Raw genomic sequence first — 18,730 nt, forward strand, 5'->3', positions numbered from 1 at the left:
CAGTTTACTATGAACCAAGATTCCATAATAAAACGTTTATTCAGCAGACCTATTATACTGTTCAGCATTGTGCTGCTGATCAAAAGCGCCGTAGCCTGGTTTGTCGTCTTCAGCGACGGCCCGAGCTGGGGCATGGCGTTCACAGAGATTCCTTTTTTCCTGATCGTGTTCAGCCTGATTGAATGGCTCGCCTCCAAACGGAAAATCCTGTACTACATGATTGCGAACCTGCTGATTACGGTGATCTATTTTGCTGTGCTGATGTACTACAAATATTACGGGGTTATTGCCACCTATCATGCACTGCAGCAGGCAGATAAGGTTACGAAGGTCGGGGAGAGCACGTATTCGCTGATTACGCCGTATTATCTGTTTATTTTTGTCGACATTGTCTTCTTCCTGTTCTTCATGTTCCGTCCTAAATATATAGCCAAGTGGAAGGAAAGAGGGGCGGTCCGGATGAGCCGGCCGGTCCTGCTGGTGCTGTCTGCCGTATCCGTTGGCCTCTGTCTCTTTAACATCTGGCCGAACCATGCAAGCATGAATGAAATTAAAAAAGCCGAAAGTATGGGGATTTTAAACTACGAGCTGTACACGTTATTTGCCGATACTACGGAGGATGAGGAGCTTATTGCCCCGCAGGACATCACGCAGCAGGCGGTGAATGAGGTGAAGGGGATCACTGAGCCGGCAGCGCCGCTCTACTTCGGAGCCGACAAGGGCCGGAATCTGATTGTGGTCCAGATGGAGTCATTCCAAAACTTCCTGATCGGGCTGAAGGTTGACGGGCAGGAGATTACGCCAAACCTCAACAAGCTGGTGCGCGAAAATACGTACTTCAACAACTTTTACACCAATGCGGGTCAGGGTACGACTTCAGATGCCGAGTTTGCGGTGAATACCTCTTTTTATGTACCCAAGAACGAACCGGCGACCTCCTCCGGCTATATGAAAAAAGCGGTCCCGAGCCTTCCGAAGCTGCTGGGCAGCAATGGTTACGCAACAGCGACGTTCCATACGAACAGCGTGGAATTCTGGAACCGTACCGCCCTGTACCAAGCCATCGGCTTTGACAAGTATTATGACCAGACCTTTTACGGGGATGACGATCACATTGCCTTCGGTTCTTCGGATGAGGTGCTGTTCGCAAAGACCGTTCCCGAGCTGGCCAAAATGGATGCCGGAGACCAGCCGTTCTATGCGATGGTGATCTCCATGAGTGCACATCACCCGTACCGGATTCCGGAGGAAAAATACAAAATGACGCTGCCGGACCGTTACCAGGGAACGCTGCTTGGTGACTATATCCAGGCCCAGAATTATGCCGACTATGCGATGGGGCAGTTTCTGGAGGAGCTGAAGGCAAGCGGCCTGTGGGATGACAGCCTTGTTGTCTTCTACGGTGATCACCAGGGTGTGCCGATGTACACGCTGGACAGCAACGAGAAAGATCTGATCGACGGACTGGTTGGCCATGACTACGGCTACACGGATATGTTCAACATTCCGTTCATCGTCCATTCGCCGGGCAGCGCGCTGCCATCGGTCATGAGCGGCACGGGCGGCCAGGTCGATATTCTGCCGACGGTTGCCAATCTGCTTGGTGTGTCAGTTGCGCAGCAGCTGCATTTTGGCGAAGACCTGTTCAACCAGAGCAGCAACCTGCTGCCAGTCCGGCATTTCCTGCCGACGGGTTCCTTCATTAATAACCGGAGCATTTACGTGACCGGTGACGGTTATGCGGACGGTACGAATTATAACCTGCTGGATAACTCCAGTCTGCCGGGCGGCTCGACCGAAGCCCAGTTCACGGCAGTCCAGCGGCTGCTGAACCTGTCGAACAGCTATCTGCTGCAGCTGCCTGACCGGGCGGATCAGACGGAGCAATAGGCTTGGCAAGTGTAAACGGAATTATAAGCTAAAAGTAGAATGAGCACCAAGTGTGGGGGAGATCCTGCACTTGGTGTTTTTTTTGATAATGTAAAGGGGACATCTTTGTGTTGGGCGAAGGTGAAATGGTGAGTTGGATAGGAGCTTAACACGAGAGTAAATAGAGGTTTGATGCGCGGCGAGACAGGCGGGAGGAGTGGGCGGAGCGGATGAATCAAGGGCAAAAATGCCTTTGATTTGGCTGGAAACGGGCGGAGCGGATGAATCAAGGGCAAAAATGCCTTTGATTTGGCTGGAAACGGGCGGAGCGGATGAATCAAGGGCAAAAATGCCTTTGATATGGCTGGAAACGGGCGGAGCGGATGAATCAAGGGCAAAAATGCCTTTGATATGGCTGGAAACGGGCGGAGCGGATGAATCAAGGGCAAAAATGCCTTTGATATGGCGGATAACAGACGGAGCCCTGCAGAGGCACGGCCGGATGCCTAGTCGCGATACACCAAATTAAGAGTAATCTGCCTGTCCGTTCAGCTGCTCGAAATAGGCGTGGACTTCGTTCAGCAGCTCGATGAGCTGGTCGCTTTTGTCTTCACCGAGATGGTCGATCATACCCTTAAAAGTTTCGCGGATCTTTGCGATTGCCTGGCCGGCAATTTGTTCCCCCTGCTCCGTCAATTGGATCGCACTGATCCTGCGGTCCTGGGAGTCACTGGTGCGCACGACCAGCCCCTGGCTGAGCAGGCTGTTCACCATTTGTGTGATGGTGGGTGAGGTCACACGCAGCAGTTTGCTGAGTTCCGAGACGGTTAGCGTATCCTTTCCGGTTCTTTTTTTGGCCATGCGGATGGTAATCAGCACCCTGATTTCACTCGGCTTAAGTCCGAACATCGTCGTCTTCTGCCAGTTCAGCCGGGAGAATTGCTGAAAAGCCCCCATCAGGCCGTCAACTTTGTTATACCTGTCTTCATTCATTTTTACACCCCGTAAGCATATTTACCTATAATTATAGCCCAAGGTAAGGGCGAAAAGGAAACAGTAACTCTCGCCCGCACAGGTAAACGGAAAATTTATCTCTGCCCGCTGATGTAATTGAACCTTACAAAGGGCTGGATAAATTTCACGGCAATCTGTATAGTTAGTTAAGAATCTTTACTAATTGTAATCAAGAGAATAGAGGGCGAATGATGAAAATATCATCTGCGGGGACGCCAAAAGCAATGCGCAACTTGAATGAAATGCTGATTCTGAGCCGGATTGTAGCCGGAGGACCGCAATCCAGAGCAGATCTTAGCCGTGAGACGGGACTAAGCAAGCCTACCATTTCTGCTGCCATTACCCATTTAATTGCACGGGGACTGGTCAGGGAAACAGGACGGGCTGAAAATGCCCAGGGCCGTAAGGCCACTCTGCTTGAATTTAACCAGACCTGCTTTTATGTTATTGGCACGGACCTGGGGGCGACCCGGATCAGGCTGGCTCTGGCGGATATGGGCGGTGAGATTTGCCATTACAGGCAGCTTGCGATGCCGGCAGAGCATCTGACAGATCAGGATTTTCAGAGCTTTCTGGTACAGGGTTTAGAAGAGCTGCTAGCCGAAGCCGGACTGAACTGGGATAACATCCGGGCTGCGGCGTTCGGGATTCCCGGAGTGGTGAATCCCGCAGACGGCGGGGTATCTGAGCTGGTAGCGCCGCTGCGGGGCCTCGAAGCTGTACTGAAGCTGGCGAATCTGGCCCGGCTGTTCCCGGTGCCTGTGGTCACCGAAAATGATGTCAATCTCGCAGCTTTGGCGGAGTACACCTTATCCGGAGCGGAAAAAAGCCGTTCCCTGCTGTACTTCTCGATCGGCGAAGGGACCGGGGGCGGACTGATTATGGGCGGGGAGATTTACCGCGGGCTTGGCGGCGGTGCCGGTGAATTGGCCAATATGGTGCTTAGCGGCGGCAGGCTGGAGGATATTCTGTCCGCAGGCGGACTAATACAGCTTGCCTCCAGCATAGCCGCCGCGCAGCAAACAGCGGCAGCTGCTCCTTTGCTCGCAGAACCCGGAGTATCTGCAGAGCAGATATTCAATGAGGCACGCGGCGGCAATGTTCCCGCAGAATTCGTACTGGATGCTTACTGCCGGCTGCTGGCAGAAGCGCTTGGCAGTATTTGTGCCGTAATCGCCCCCGACCGGATCGTGCTGGGAGGCGGGATCGGCGGAAACGGCGACCTGCTGCTGCACAGGCTGGAAGCGGAGCTGGCGGGGCTGCAACGCAAGCCGCAGTTGTCTGTTTCCGGCTGCGGGGAGAAGGATGTTGTACTAGGAGCCGTTCAAATTGCCATTCAGGCAGCCTTTCGCCGTATTCGCGGATAGTAAGCCGGGATAAAAAAATTCAAAATCACGGAGGAATTCACAGTGAATCTATTTAGCGCAGGAATCGATGTCGGCGGAACCAAAACACTTCTCTGCCTTACAGATGAGCAAGGCAATATTCTGGAGGAGCACAAGCTGGAGACACAGCTGAGCCGTGAACCGGAGACGTTTTTAAACTGGTTATTCGCTGAACTGGAGCACTGCTGCAACCGTAACGGCGGCACACTCTCCTCGCTTAAGGGAGTCGGCATCGGCTTTCCGGGGGTGATGAATGAACGTACAGGAACGCTCACCAGCGCTCCGGCGCTGAATTGGCCTGCTGCGGATATCCGTCCGCTCATTGCTGCCCGATATCCGGGAGCTGTCGTGCTTGATAACGACGTCAATATGGCAGCGCTGGGCGAGCATGCGGCAGGAGCGGCTGCCGGCTCCGGGCACTTCATCATGATCACGGTTGGAACCGGGGTCGGGAGCGCCTTGTTCCTGGACGGGCGGCTGTACCGGGGAGCCGGCTTCGCCGCCGGCGAGATCGGCTATCTCATCGTTAAGCCCGGCGAATACAATAGTGCAGCTGATCCGGAGTACAGCGAGTTCGGCCCACTGGAGATGGAGGCGTCCGGCACGGGAATCGGGGCGAAGGCCGCGGATTACCTGCAGAGCAGCGCCCGCCCGTCTGTAATCCGCGGACTGGCGCAGGGCGGACCGGTCCGGGCCGAGCATGTATTTGCAGCCGCTGAGCGTGGGGATGAGGCAGCTTTGCAGCTTTTGGATCAGGCTTACGAACATATGGCAGCTGCCGTCAAGAATATTGTGATCACACTCGATCTGGAGCTGGTCATTCTCGGCGGCGGAGTAGTGGAGAAGAATCAGCGATATATTGACGAAATTGCCAAGCGTGTCAGCCGGTATACCCCGCATCAGCCGGTGGCAATAAAACAGGCGGTGCTCGGCAACCGGGCAGGAGCAATCGGTGCTGCTGCGGCGGTAAGAAGCAAACTTACATCAAGCGTATAACAAGACTTGTTACCGTCGCCGTAATTGCCGTTAAGGGTTAATTCTGTTTAAGATGTGAGTCCATTTCATTCTTATAAAGAGGGGGGAGGAGCTATGAAACGCAGTTGGTACAGTCGGATGCTATTTTCATACTTCCCTGTCTTTCTTCTTGTTGTGTCTGTCCTGATTTTTCTGGCCTTTATGATCATTACCGAGCTCTCCCGCAGTGAGGCGCAAAAAGCGAATTACATCTCCACCAGCTATATTGTGGATACTGTGGAAAGGACTTTAAGTGATGTACAGCTCAGTGTGCTGGAAGAAATTGAAAATAACTATTCCTACAATGATTTTTTTGACCCGTCCGGTGCTTCTTACCCTGCTCACAGCTCCTACGAAATCGTCCAAAGCATGAACCGTCTGGCCGAACGTATCAGCCTGATTGACTCGATCTATATTTACCGCAGCAAGGACAGGCAGGTTCTCAGCCAAAGCGGTTACGCGGACCTGGAATGGACGCATGAAACGGCATACATTGATGAGATTTCACAGCAGCAAGCGCAGACCGGGTGGAGTCCCGTACGGATGTATCAGCCGAGAAATACCAAAGCCGGATATCCGGTGGTCAGTCTGGCCAGAAAACTTCCGATTCCCCTGGGCTCAGAGGGTTACCTCGTTATCAACATCAGCGTATACCGTCTGGAACGTCTGGTGGATGGCTTAACGAACGGAGAGCTTTCTTTTGTCCGGATAAAAGATTCTGCAGGTACCTTAATGTATGACTCCTCACAGGAATCAGGGGATGCCAATGTCCGCAAGCTATCGACCATTCAGGCGGACAGCCTGGGCTGGACCTTTGAGAGCGGACTGCGGGCAGGCCGGCTGTTCGACTGGATTTCGGTTATTTCGTATATCTGGATTGTAATCGGATTGGTGACGATCTCCCTGGGAGTTCTGTATATCATTTATATCACCCGGCGCAATTACCGGCCGATTCAGCAGCTGATGGTCCGGATTCAGTCCATGCAGCCCCCTGGCAAAAATGAGCCGGCCGCCGCTGCTAACCCGGATGAGCTGGCCTTGATGCACACTGCCCTGGACAGTCTGGTGCAGCTGACAACCAACTACGAGCGGGAACGCTATGAGAATCTGCTGATTCAGCGCAGCCAGCTGTTCCTGGACATGATCAGCGGCGAACGCTTAAAGGATGTGCCGGACAGATTAGCAGAGCTTGACCCCTTTGAGGGGAAAAGGGAGTTTGACGCCTTCGTTGTGTTTGCGGCGGAAATCAATACGGCAGACGAGCTGAAGGTTTTATCCCGGCAGGATCAGAATCTGCTTAAATTCGCCCTGACCAATGTCATCAGTGACCTGGTGGCCGGAAAACAGCTTCAGGCATGGTCGGAGTGGGTGAGCGGACAACGGCTCGCTGTGCTGATCGGTCTCCGGAACGGGCCTGCAGAGGATAACCCGCAGCAGCTGCTTGAGCTGGCCAAAGGCTGCCACAGCTGGATTCTGGAGAACTTGCGCCTCTCTCTTATCTTTGGTGTCGGTCACACTGTTAATCGTCTGCAGGATATCCACCTGTCTTATACAGCTGCTGCCGGCGTGCTGAGCCACAGGCTGGCGCTGGGAACAGAAATGGCGGCAGTTCATATGGACGGGCAGGAGGAGCCCGGGCTGCAGAGCTATAAATATTTCGGTAATTTCACCCGGCTGGTCCGGGAATTCCGGCTATCCGGGGAGAATTGGCGGAACGGGCTAAAAGAGATTTTTGCTTCCTTCCGCAAGGACCGTTTGAAGGATGAAGAGATTTACATGCTGCTGGAGGTCCTGCTGCAGGCACTGGAGCAGGAGCTTAAAGGCATCTCAGAAACACTGGACCGGCAGTTTGCGTTAGCAGGCACCGGCGGTTTGCAGGGACAGATCCGGGGGAGTAAAGATCTGGATGAGATCAGGGAGCTGTTAACCGGATGGCTGAATGAAACTTACCATGTTTATGTATCCGTAAATGAGCTCAAAAGCCACCGCGTCATGATCAAAGAGGTTAAGCATTACATAGAGGACCATTACGCCAATCCGGATCTTTCTTTAAACCATCTGAGTGAGCGGTTCCAGATCTCCGGCAAATATGCCAGCTATCTGTTTAAAGAAGAATTCAATATGAAATTTGTTGATTTTCTGGCGGAGCTGCGGGTAATAAAGGCGAAGGAATTGCTGGGCAGCACGCAGGACAGCATTCAGGATATTGCCCAGCAGGTTGGTTATGCTAACGCTATTACCTTTGGCAGGGTCTTCAAGCGGGTTACCGGAATGACTCCCGGCGATCACCGGAAGCTGAATCATCGATAAGCTGTATATGTACGAAGCAAAAACAAAGCGTAAATCCGGAAGTTATGCGCCGGCATTTGCGCTTTTTTATCGGGAATAAATATCATGATTATATCAATGTGTGTTATTTACATGTTATTTATATAGCTTATTAACTAGATTTTTATCCGATAATCGCGGGAAAATGGTTTAAATGTCATGAAAAGTGACGTAGTATCACTGGATTTTTATGAAAAAGCGCAAAGAATCATGTATATTGTACATTTTTAGAATCGATGTGATAATTCATACCATGCTTACCTTGGAAGCATAGCAGAGACAGAGACGATTGGATCAATACCAGAATTCGAAAGGGTAAGGTGAGGGAATATGGCAAACGGTCACAGCAAAGGGAAAATGGCTTTGGGTCTTTCGGCAGTTCTTGCTTCTTCAGTATTATTATCTGCGTGTTCACAGGATAACAGTACCAGTGCAAATGCAAGTGACGGCGGATCACAACAGGCTGGAAGCTTGAAAATCGAAGTGTTTGACCGCGGCAACGCACCGGCAGGACTTACGGCATCGGATAACTTTTTGACCGACTATGTAAAAGAAAGCTTTGGCCGGCCAAACAACATCGACGTCGAATTTGTTCCTATTCCCCGCTCGGAGGAAGTAACCAAGCTTAATGTATTGATGGCGAGCGGCACAGATGTCCCTGATATTGTGTTCACCTACGATTCCGGTACCTTCAATAAATATGCCGAGCAGGGCGGCCTGACGGATCTGTCTCCGCTGCTGGATGAATACGGGCCGAACCTGAAAGCCTTCCTTGGCGAAGATACGCTGAAATACGGCCAATTTGACGGCGTGCAATATAGTATCCCGGCTAAACGCTCAACCGTAGGGAAATACGCCTCCTTTGTACGCCAGGATTGGCTGGATAAACTGGGGCTGCCGGTTCCAACGACAACAGAGGAGCTGTATGACACGTTGGTAGCCTTCAAAGAACAGGACCCGGGTGAAACCGGAGGCAAGGTTATTCCGCTCGGAATGACGATTGCCCCGGGGCAATATGAGTCGCTGATCTGGTCCTTTATCCAGCCAGTCACCGAGCAGGAGCGCTTTGAGCTGACCCAGACACTGAGCTCCAGAGATTATCCGATTCTGCTGCCCGGCTTCAAGGACGCAGTACAATATATGAACAAGCTGTATAACGAAGGGCTGATCAGCAAGGATTTTGCCCTGGATGAAAATAAAGAAACACTGACGCAGAATATCGGCTCCGGGCTCGTAGGTGCGTTCAGTGAGGACAATGATAATATTTTTTATCCTGACGGCGCTTATGATTTGCTCCTGCAGAACCATCCGGATGCGGTCCTGACCGCAATTGATCCTTATACGAACAGTGAAGGCAAGCACGCCAAGCCGGTGTCTGCCCCGAACGGAATGTATATCATGGTTCCCAAGTCCAGCAAGCATGCGGTTGAAGCGATCAAATACTTAGACTGGATGGCCTCCGGGGATCATCTGATGTACATTCAGAACGGGATTGAAGGTGAGCACTACACCCTGGAGGACGGAGTTCCGGTTGCCATTCCGAATTTGTCTGCCGAGTCCACGAACAAGCTGATGGGCGGCGGGGATATCGGGATTATCGCTAATGGCCGGATTTTCGAGAGCCAGGAGAAGAACAATGAGGCTTTTGTGAAGAGCTTCAAGCCTGAGTACCAGGATATCATTGCCAAGTCGCTTGATATTTCAAACACCGATGTCATCGAGCCTGTGTATACCAGCCGTCCAATTGAGGCCGAAAGTAAATACGGTACCACACTCAGCGAAAAGGCGAAGCAGCTGATTGTAAAATCGGCGATGGTATCCCCTGCGGATTTCGATGCAACCTATGAAAGTATGCTGAAGGACTATATGGCAAGCGGCGGACAGGCGATCCTGGATGAACGCAAAGCAGCTTACAGCGGGCAGCAATAACAGATCTTGATGAAGAGCGGTGCGGCTGGAGGCCGTGCTGCTCTCCTTACCATCAGAAGCAAGAGCAAAGGAGGAGCCGCCCATGGGGTACGCGCGATATTTCCGCAGAAACTGGCAGATGTACGCATTGCTGGTGCTGCCTATAACCTTTTTTATCATCTTTAAATACGGCCCTATGTACGGTGTGCAGATTGCTTTTAAGGATTTTAACTTTTTCAGGGGGATCGGCGGCAGTGAATGGATCGGCCTGGACGGATTCCGCGAGGTTTTTGCCAATCATGATTTCTATTTAACGCTGCGCAATACGCTGATGCTGAATTTCCTCGATCTTATCGTATCGTTCCCTGCACCGCTGATCCTTGCCATTATGCTGTTCGAGCTTAAAGTAGCCTGGTTCAAAAAACTGTCGCAGACCATCCTTTACATTCCGCATTTTATTTCCTGGGTAATCATCGGGGGGATTGTCTATCAGCTGTTCGGCACACAGTCCGGCATGATCAACAATCTGCTGGTGAGCCTCGGCTTCGACGCGGTTCCTTTCCTTTCTGATAAAAATTACTGGCTGATCACCTATCTCCTGACCGGGGTCTGGCAAAGTGCAGGCTGGGGGACGATCCTCTATCTGGCGGCGCTTACCGGCATCAATAAGGAATTGTTCGAGGCGGCTGAGGTGGACGGGGCAGGCAGGATGAAGCGTATTCTGCATATTACTATTCCTGGTATCAAACCGACGATTGTTACACTGCTGATCATCAATTTGGGAAATATGATCTCCATCGGCTTTGAACGTCCTTTTGTGATAGGTAACCTGGCTGTCAGGGAATACTCGGATGTGCTGAGCACCTTCGTGTACCGGATTGGTCTGGAATCGGGGCAATATACGCTGGCTACGGTAGTCGGGCTGTTCCAGGCGGTGGTCGGGCTCATCTTCCTGCTGGCAGCCAATTATATCTCGAAAAAGCTGACAGACGAGAGCATCCTTTAAACAACCTTTTGACAGGGAGTGTACCTTATGAGTGAAAGAGCAGTTAACATAATGAGTGAAAGAGCGACTACCACTATGAGAAAAAAAGCGACTAACAATGCATTTGATACGGTCGTTATCGTCTGTCTGCTCCTTGCGGTGCTGGCATGTCTGATTCCGTTTATTCATATTCTGGCTGTCTCCTTCAGCGGGACCGTACCGATTTCTTCAGGAAAGGTAACCTTATTCCCGCTGGACTTCAACATTGAGGCCTATAAAAAAGTGTTCAGTGATGCTGCGATGATCCGTTCGCTCGGCTTCACAATCTTTCTGACCGTGCTCTTTACGGTGCTCTGCATGATGATGACGGTCGCCGCCGGCTACGCGCTATCCAAGAAGGACCTGAAGGGCCGTAAAATCTTTATGTTCATCATTGTAGTAACGATGTTCTTCAGCGGCGGAATTATTCCTGAATATATTCTTACACGCGAGCTGCATCTGCTGAATACGATCTGGGCGCTTGTTCTTCCAGGGCTGATCAGCCCGTTCTACATGATCATTCTGATCTCTTTTCTCGCCGGTATTCCTGATGCGCTTAAAGAGTCGGCTGAGATTGACGGCAGCAGCCAGTTCGGCACACTGCTCCGGATTATCCTGCCGCTGTCCATGCCGGTGCTTGCTACATTAAGCCTGTTCTATGCAGTCGGCCGGTGGAACGGATTTCAGGATACGCTGATGTATATCACCAAGCCGGAGCTGTACCCGCTGCAGCTTAAGCTGTACCAGATGATCCAGAACAGCCAGGTGTCGGATCTGATGCGGATGGAGGGCAACGCCATCAGTACAGTAGTGCCGGAAAGCCTCAAGGCTGCAACGGTAATGTTCGCGACCGTGCCGATTCTGCTGGTGTATCCTTGGCTGCAGAGATATTTTGTGTCTGGTGTAATGACCGGGGCTGTTAAGGGATAGGCGGTATCAGGAATTTGGTGCAATTTAAAGGAGTCTAAAGAAGGCTGAAGTAGACTAAAGCAGACCAGATCAGACCAGACCAGACCAGACCAGACCAGACCAGACCAGACCAGACCAGACCAAAGCATACCAAGGTAATAGGTTCTTCTGCTAACAATGGAGGGGAGTAGTAAATGTTCAATAAAATAACGGCTATAAATGACAAGTGGACTCAGGAATCACTGGCGATGCAGATTGCTGACCAGGATAGCCGCTACTTCGGAGGGGTGCGTGATCCGCTAAGCGGCGTAGCCTGGCCGAATCATACCGGCACTGCCCAGTATATTGCAGCATGGGCTGCTGCACTTTGTAATCCGCAGTCGCAATATTACCGCAATCCGGGGCTGCTTCAGCAGCTGCAGCAGGCAGTGGATTTCATGCTGCGGTTGCAGCATGAGGACGGCACCATATCGCCCGGCTGGACCAACTATCATTCACCGCCGGATACGGCCTTTGTGGTAGTGGGACTAGCCAATATTTATACACTGCTGGAGCGGGAGGCGTGGGAGCCGGCCGGCACGGTTCAGAGTAAGATCGGTATGTTTCTGCAGCGGACCGTTCCGGCGATGCTGACCGGCGGAGTACATACGCCCAATCACCGCTGGGTGCTGACAGCAGCGCTCGGCTCCCTTTACCGGATTTTCGGGCAGGAGGAGCTGGAGCGGAGAGCGGAAGAGTGGCTGCGGGAGGGGATGGATATCACCCCGGATGGAGAATGGACCGAGCGGAGTAATGGCATCTACAACACTGTTAGTGATATTATGCTCTATTACGCAGCTCAGGATTTGAACCGGCCTGAATTGCTTGAGCCGGTCCGCCAGAATCTGCGGATGATGAAATACCTCGTCCACCCCGACGGGGAGGTGGTGACTGATTATTCCGGACGCCAGGATTTCGGCAGTGTCTTCTCGCTGGCCGACTACTATCTGTGTTATAAGCTGATGGCTGAGCTTGACGGTGACGCTGAGTTCGCTGCCCTGGCCGAGCTGGCCGGCCGCTCGGTGAATCATCCGGGCTCGCTGCCGAATCAGATCATGCTTGGCTTTCTGCTGTACCCGCAGCTGCAAACATCCGCGGTGCAGCCGGGAGAGCTGCCTGAACGGTATCGCAAGGTGATCAACGGCGGATTCAACCGCCGGGAGCTGCTGGACCGGATCGGACAGGGCGGCTACGGCGGTCCTGTGCGACACAGCAAGCAGCATACCGAATTCGGCGCTCCGGTTGCCCGGGTCCGCAGCGGCTCTACCAGCGTTAGTGTGATGACCGAAGCATCCTCGCTGTTCTCGCTGAGGCACGGCAAAGCCCGGCTGCTCGGTGTTCAGCTGGCTTCCAGCTTCGAGCCGGGGCTGATTATGATGGATTCTCTGGAGGAGAACGAAGCAGGATTCCTGCTGGAATCCACAGGTGAAAAGGGCTACTACGGCACGATTTCCTCAGACAAGTTGCCGCCGCTTTCAGGGCTGTCCGCCAGTCCATGGTATCTGCTTCCGCATGGCGAAAGGCCGCTTACCCATTCCCAGGCCAGTGAAGTCTCTGTCCTGGTGAGCGAGCACAGCCAAGGCTGGGATCTGCGTTTCACTGCGCCGTCACCGGCGGATGTGCTGACCCAGATCATCCTGCTCTTAGGCAGTGAAGGGACGCTTGCGGGAGAGGGGCTTGCGCCGGTCCCGGGAATGAAGGATGCCTCCTTTTGGAAATCCGGCACACTTCGCTACAGCTCCGGCGGGGACTGGATGGAGCTCACGTTTGGCAGCCACGAGCATCATTTGGCCGAAATCCGGGGCATGAGCTACCCGGACGGCTGCCAGAAGGTTGTTGTAACACTTATAACGCCGCTGGATTATACGCTGCGCATCAGTCTCTCCTGACGGAGGGGCTGTTTGGTTTATTATGGGGAGGGGGGGCGACGACTGTCAATCACAACCAGTAGCCTGTGATCTGCCGATAATCAACCAAACGCCGTCCCTCACTCCGACGACTATCAATTACAACCAGCAACCTGCGATCTGCCGCCAACCAACCCAAGCGTCGCTCCGCGCTCTGTCCCGCATCCCGCCGACAGCCAATTACGACCAGCAATCTGCAGATAGCCAACCCCAACGCGTCCCGCGCTCCGCGAACTGTCAACCATATTCAGCAACCTGTGATCTGCCGATAACCAACCCAAGCACTGTCCTGCAGCCCGCCAACTATAATCACAAACGCCGCCAGCACCCTGCCGACAACCAGCCGCAAACCGTTTTTGCTAATTGCCAAATTCCAAACACTACCTATTAACTTTTAACGGACCAGAGCGACCTTATTTCGTCTATAGGAGACACTCAGCCAGGCTAACGGACCGTAGCGCCGTTATTTGGTCTATAATAGCTCGGTGGAGGGGAATTGTATGCAAATAAAGCCCCTGGGGTCCGTTAGCACCTCGAAAACCGGGTTTCGGCCGAAATAAGGTCATCTGAGTCCGTTACAGAAAATTTGCCGGGTTTCTGTCAGGAGGAGAAGCAGCATTTGGCAGGGGAAAGCTACACTTCAAAGCGTGCTCGCAGCAAACTAAGTGGGAAATCGTCAACTATTTCTTCGTCAAACAACGTTATTTCAATATTAGTAGGAAAAAGGACACTTAATTCCGCCGGATTCGCACCAAAGAGGAGTTTTCGTCTGAAATAGGTGTCATTTTTCCAACTAGTGGCGGCAATCCGCGGAAAAGTGTGGAATTAAGTGCCGAAAATCCAACTAAATTAGAAATAAGCTGCTGATACAGAGAACCGGGCAGCTGATCAGCTCAGCAGTCGAGAAGCCGAGTAGCGTGGCAGCGAGTAGCCCGGCAGCCAGCAGCCGAATAGCACATCAGCACTAAGCACAGTAGCCATGCAGCACATGCACACTGCACTACAGCACAGCAGCCACACACCGCGCACGCATGTGAATGAAAAAGAAACCACCCTGTGCATTGTACAGGGTGGCAATCCATCCGCCGGCGGCTATTCCTCCGCCTTAGCCGGCGCCGGCGCGTTTTTGTTCTTGTGTACCCACAGCGCGTACTCCAGCGGGCGAATCAGCGCTGTGCGGTAGGTGGCGTTGTCGCCGGTGCGGGCGAATACCTCGCGGGCCGGCTTGGGGTTGACCTCCAGCACGAAGATCCGGCCCTGGCGGTCGATCGCAAGGTCCAGCGCCAGCTCGCATAACGAGCTGAAGCTCTCCTCCAGGAAGGCGGCGGCTTCCAGGCCGAGCTTCTCGGCCGACTTCATCGCCTTGTCGGCCTTCTCCGTGCTGCCGAGCCACTCCTTCAGCAGCACCTCTGCACGGACGGCATGGCCGCCGCCGTGCAGGTTCGAGGTGACGCTGCGGGCGGCGCCGACGCGGCCGGCGATGCCGGTCAGCTCCCATATGCCCTGCCCGTTCTTTTGCACCAGCATGCGGTAGTCATGGAAGCGCCCGCCCGGCAGGCGCAGCGGGATACCCTGCTGGACGAGGAAACGCCCGCCGGCGCACCATTGGCGGACAATGGACTCCAGCTTCGACAGCGTCACCTTGCGCGGCGAGATGATCTGCCGGTTCTGGCGGCGGCCCTGAATATCGTAGAGACTCTGCCCCTCTTTGAGCCGTTCGATCCGCAAAATGCCGCGTCCGCCCGTACCGTTAATCGGCTTCACATAGACGACCGGGCTCGTTTTAAGCATCCGCAGCAGGTCGGACGAAGACTGGTAGAGCAGCGTCTCGGGCATATGCTGGCGGAAGCGGGTCCTTTGTGAAAAGGTCTGGTGGATCGTCCATTTGTTGCGCAGCGGACGGTTCAGAAAGGTCAGATGGTTATAGCGTGTACGGAAGCGCAGCAGCTGCTCGAAGCGGGAGCTGCGCTGAATCCGGCAGCGGTCATAGATCATATTGGGGAAAGGCCGCCATTTGCGCGACCATTTGCCGCTCGCCGGGTCATAGATCATGGCATGGATCAGCTCTTTACCGGCATTGACATCCATGGGAGTAAACACAAAGACATCCAGGCCGAGCTTGCGGCCTTCAATAATCATTCTCCGGTAGATGCTTCTTTCTTCAAGCTGCTTGGCGTCGTTCAAATAAAGCGTCAGGATGCCTAAGACGGGTTCTGGCACAAAGGTTCACCTTCTTGTGGGAGAATAGCCGTGCTGCGGTCCGGCCGGAACCGGAGCAGCAGCGTGGGCTTGCCTGTCGGTCCGTTAGTCAGGTCTACAGCGGCAAGCCCGCTGTTGAAGCACATCTTGAGGCTGGCCGGATTGTCACAGGCCACCTGGCATTCCAGGCGGCCCAGACGCTGCAGCTGTGCTGACAGCAGCGCCGTACCGGTATGGCGGCCCCTGTATAAGGGATGGACGGCGACCAGGCAGGCCTCCTTGCCGTAGCCGGAGACAAAGCTGACCCCTGCCAGCTGCCGGCCGTATTGCCCGCGGACCGTAGCGACGAGCAGGGAGACGCCGGGCACCGCCAGCTGCTCCGGGGACAGCCGGGCCAGCTGGCGGCAGCCGCGCAGCGTCAGGCGCTGCTCTCCGTACTCCCGCAGGAAATCCAGCAGTCCGGCAATCCTTGCCTGCCAGCGGTCAGGCTGGCTGTCATAAATAGAAGAGATCTGCATGGGCTTCACTTCCTTGGAAGGATTCTATTTAAAAGATAAGAAAGGATATGTTTCACGCTATGCTTTATCCTTATCTTTCTCGCAGAAACGGATACCGTCCTGTTTAGGGCGGCGTAGCCGTTTCTACTTACCCTGCCGGGCCAGATGCTGGCTGTATTGGAAGATCCGCTCCAGCGACAGCTTGCGGATCGCCGGTTCATCGAATTTCATCGGCCGGGAGTTGGCCTCGAAGAACCAGAGGCCGCCTTCCTCGTCGACGCCCAGGTCCATCGACATTTCGCCGAGCATAGCTCCGGAAGCCCGCTCAATCTGGCGGGCAATCAGCAGGGCGGTGGTCGGGACATTTTTCAGAATCAAGGCTGCCCGTTCCGTGCCGAAGGTTCCCTCCAGCATGCTCGCCGGTTCTTCAATGCTGCCGCCGCGGGGCACATGGGTGGTAATGCTGCGCACACCGGCCAGTCTTGCGCCGATTCCGGTCACCGCCCAGGCGCCGCGGCCGTTCTTCTGCAGCAGCACCCGCAGATCAAAGGGGCGGCCGCGGTGGGTAGCCAGCCCGATGGCCTGCTGCGCGATATATTGGGAGATGCCCTTTTCTCTTCTGATCCGGGCCCACAGGCGGTCGATGGAGGCGGCTTTGTAAGTAATATTCTTTTTGCCGCCCTGAATCTGCAGCCGGAAGGGCAGGCTCGCTTCAGGTACGTATTTGATCCGCATGATGCCTTTGCCGGCCTTGCCGTTTTCCGGCTTGAGGTAGAGGCTGTCATGATTTTTCAGCATGGCCACCAGCGTGGCCGCACTGCGCAGGCGTCGTGTTTTGGGCACATGCTTGACGGTGGCCTTTGATTCCTTCAGCCATTCAAACAGATTCCATTTGTTGAAAAAGCTCGGATTATACATCTGAATGGATTCATGCTCCAGACACTCGGCGACTTTTCTGGCGACCGGGGCTTTTTCTTCCTCATTGCGGTTCGGAATCCGGTTGTAGATCACTTGCGGCAGGGGCATGGGGACACTGTACCAGAGCTTTCCGCTGGGAGACGGGATGAAGCCGTTCACCGTCTGCTCCTCAAACTTCAGGTCGCGGACGGTGACGACGTAGACAAGATAACCCATTTCCTTACCGGTGCGGATAATGTCACGGAAGTTATGCCGGTTGCCGCGGAACTGCTTCAGCCTGTCACTGGTTGTCAATATGGCAATTACCGGTTTGCCGGAGTCAGGGGAACGGGTATTCACAGGTCATCCCTCCTGCGGAATTTGCTGAGATACAGGCAGTGCTCCAGAATATGCTCAACGGAAGCTTTGCCCTCAGCACGCAGGGAAGGATGGCGGAAGATGGAGCGTCCGGGTTTGGCATTCGCCTCAAACATCCAGATATCTTCATCCTGGTCAATACCAAGGTCAAAGCCGATTTCACCCAGCAGGTGGCGGTGCTGGATTTCCAGCGCCTCGGCGAGTTTAACGGCAGTCGTTTTGGCCCGCTGCAGCACTTCATCCGATCTTGCGCCAAACACCCGGCCCAGTGCCTGTTGAGGCGTAAGCAGAGCCCCGCCGTTCTTCAGGTGGGTAGTGACACTGCCCCGGCCGGCTTTTTTGGCCCCGATGCCTACAACCACCCATTGATTGCTGCCGTTCTTATGCATGTGGAAGCGGAAGTCGATCGGGCAGGCGTCGATTTCGATCAGACGGATGCCCTGCTGCACCACATAGTTCTGCAGATGCTGGCCATGGCGGGAACGCAGCATGCGCATCAGGCTGTCGAAGCTGGTGAACCGCAGCAGCACATTTTTGCCGCCCTTACGGTACCTGGCGAAGTATCCTTTCTTGGGCAGGTAAGTCAGCCGGTAGATTCCGTGTCCCAGGCTCCCGGCAGACGGCTTGTAATAGACGAAATGATGACGGTCCAGCATTTCCCGCATTTTTTCCGAGCTGGGATTGGTAACGGTCTCGGGCACGTAGCGGTAGGCCGCATTATCATTTTCCAGCAGCCGGTACACATCCGACTTGTTGAAAAAGCTCCAGTTGAAGTAAGGGATCCGTTTGCGTCCGAACCGTTCGCGGAGCTGGTTGATATAAGGGGAGGTTTCAGCCCGGCGGCTGGGCAGCCTGTTGTATACGACATCCGGCAGCGGAACGAGCTTGCGCTCGAACTTGTCGCTGGCATTCAGGAAAAAGCCGTTGACCTGCTCCTTCTGCCAGTCGATGTCACGCGGTGTAAAGGCGAAAATATAGCATTTATTGCTGCCTTCACGCAGCAGCTGCTTGATAAAGCCCGTGCGGGAGCCAAAAGGGTTGCTTGACGAGGTAGGCCCGTCGGACAGAATGCCGACCAGCGGCCCGAGCTGTACCTCATCATTCTGCAGATTGCGCAGATAGACCCCGCCCGTTTTGGGGACCTTAATTGCGCTCTTTACGCCTGAAGCGAGGAACAGATGCTTTCCTGCCCGCTTGATAGGCTTGATCATGGCCGGAATGGCATCCTTGCCGAGCCGAAGGCGGATATTTTTTTTGCCGGATAATTTCAGGCTTTTCATCAATTCACCCGAGACATAGACAACTCTTTGGGGCTGCTTGGTGAAATGGACATTGCAAAAAGTGAGACCCATTGATGAATCC

General features: G+C 53.9%; 15 protein-coding genes. 9 read left to right on the forward strand and 6 right to left on the reverse strand.

What is annotated here, in order from left to right; all coding sequences use genetic code 11:
* Positions 1-9 precede the first annotated feature (9 nt).
* Both NST84_RS09385 and NST84_RS09390 read left to right on the forward strand, forming a co-directional pair.
* Positions 10-1,890 (forward strand): LTA synthase family protein, encoded by a 1,881-nt coding sequence (locus NST84_RS09385; RefSeq protein WP_342565325.1) that lies wholly within the window; start codon positions 10-12, stop codon positions 1,888-1,890.
* A gap of 232 nt (positions 1,891-2,122) precedes the next feature.
* Positions 2,123-2,398, forward strand: coding sequence for a hypothetical protein (locus tag NST84_RS09390; RefSeq protein ID WP_342565326.1), 276 nt, complete (start codon positions 2,123-2,125; stop codon positions 2,396-2,398).
* Here the strand turns inward: NST84_RS09390 and NST84_RS09395 are convergent.
* Entirely contained in the window at positions 2,395-2,862 is a 468-nt protein-coding gene (locus tag NST84_RS09395; protein ID WP_342565327.1) for a MarR family transcriptional regulator, read from the reverse strand. The genes NST84_RS09390 and NST84_RS09395 overlap by 4 nt on opposite strands.
* 212 nt (positions 2,863-3,074) lie before the next feature.
* On the opposite strand from NST84_RS09395, the gene NST84_RS09400 reads away from it, so the two are divergent.
* The 7 genes from NST84_RS09400 (at position 3,075) to NST84_RS09430 (ending at position 13,379) form a co-directional block, all read left to right on the forward strand.
* Positions 3,075-4,250, forward strand: coding sequence for an ROK family transcriptional regulator (locus NST84_RS09400; protein ID WP_342565328.1), 1,176 nt, complete (start codon positions 3,075-3,077; stop codon positions 4,248-4,250).
* A gap of 42 nt (positions 4,251-4,292) precedes the next feature.
* A complete protein-coding gene (locus tag NST84_RS09405) occupies positions 4,293-5,264 on the forward strand; it encodes an ROK family protein (protein WP_342565329.1) in 972 nt (323 codons plus the stop codon).
* 93 nt (positions 5,265-5,357) lie between these two features.
* A complete protein-coding gene (locus tag NST84_RS09410) occupies positions 5,358-7,592 on the forward strand; it encodes a helix-turn-helix domain-containing protein (RefSeq protein WP_342565330.1) in 2,235 nt (744 codons plus the stop codon).
* Between the two features lie 348 nt (positions 7,593-7,940).
* Positions 7,941-9,539, forward strand: coding sequence for an extracellular solute-binding protein (locus tag NST84_RS09415; protein WP_342565331.1), 1,599 nt, complete (start codon positions 7,941-7,943; stop codon positions 9,537-9,539).
* A gap of 82 nt (positions 9,540-9,621) precedes the next feature.
* Positions 9,622-10,524, forward strand: a complete 903-nt coding sequence (locus NST84_RS09420; protein WP_342565332.1) for an ABC transporter permease subunit — start codon at positions 9,622-9,624, stop codon at positions 10,522-10,524.
* Between the two features lie 75 nt (positions 10,525-10,599).
* Positions 10,600-11,472 carry a carbohydrate ABC transporter permease gene (locus NST84_RS09425; protein ID WP_342566384.1) on the forward strand — a complete coding sequence of 291 codons (873 nt, stop codon included), beginning with the start codon at positions 10,600-10,602 and terminating at the stop codon, positions 11,470-11,472.
* Positions 11,473-11,645: 173 nt separating this feature from the next.
* Positions 11,646-13,379, forward strand: coding sequence for a hypothetical protein (locus tag NST84_RS09430; protein ID WP_342565333.1), 1,734 nt, complete (start codon positions 11,646-11,648; stop codon positions 13,377-13,379).
* 265 nt (positions 13,380-13,644) lie between these two features.
* Here the strand turns inward: NST84_RS09430 and NST84_RS09435 are convergent, their stop codons facing one another.
* The 5 genes from NST84_RS09435 to NST84_RS09455 form a co-directional block, all read right to left on the reverse strand.
* Positions 13,645-13,767, reverse strand: coding sequence for a hypothetical protein (locus NST84_RS09435; RefSeq protein WP_342565334.1), 123 nt, complete (start codon positions 13,765-13,767; stop codon positions 13,645-13,647).
* Positions 13,768-14,489: 722 nt separating this feature from the next.
* Positions 14,490-15,617, reverse strand: a complete 1,128-nt coding sequence (locus tag NST84_RS09440; protein ID WP_342565335.1) for a YheC/YheD family protein — start codon at positions 15,615-15,617, stop codon at positions 14,490-14,492.
* Positions 15,599-16,114: an N-acetyltransferase gene (locus tag NST84_RS09445; RefSeq protein ID WP_342565336.1), complete on the reverse strand. Its 516-nt coding sequence runs from the start codon at positions 16,112-16,114 to the stop codon at positions 15,599-15,601. Before NST84_RS09445 ends, NST84_RS09440 begins: the two co-directional genes overlap by 19 nt.
* A 123-nt stretch (positions 16,115-16,237) precedes the next feature.
* Positions 16,238-17,350 (reverse strand): YheC/YheD family protein, encoded by a 1,113-nt coding sequence (locus NST84_RS09450; protein ID WP_342565337.1) that lies wholly within the window; start codon positions 17,348-17,350, stop codon positions 16,238-16,240.
* Positions 17,347-18,720 (reverse strand): YheC/YheD family protein, encoded by a 1,374-nt coding sequence (locus NST84_RS09455; protein WP_342565338.1) that lies wholly within the window; start codon positions 18,718-18,720, stop codon positions 17,347-17,349. Before NST84_RS09455 ends, NST84_RS09450 begins: the two co-directional genes overlap by 4 nt.
* Positions 18,721-18,730 lie beyond the last annotated feature (10 nt).

This window comes from Paenibacillus sp. FSL R7-0345 (assembly GCF_038595055.1).
GTDB lineage: Bacteria > Bacillota > Bacilli > Paenibacillales > Paenibacillaceae > Paenibacillus_AQ.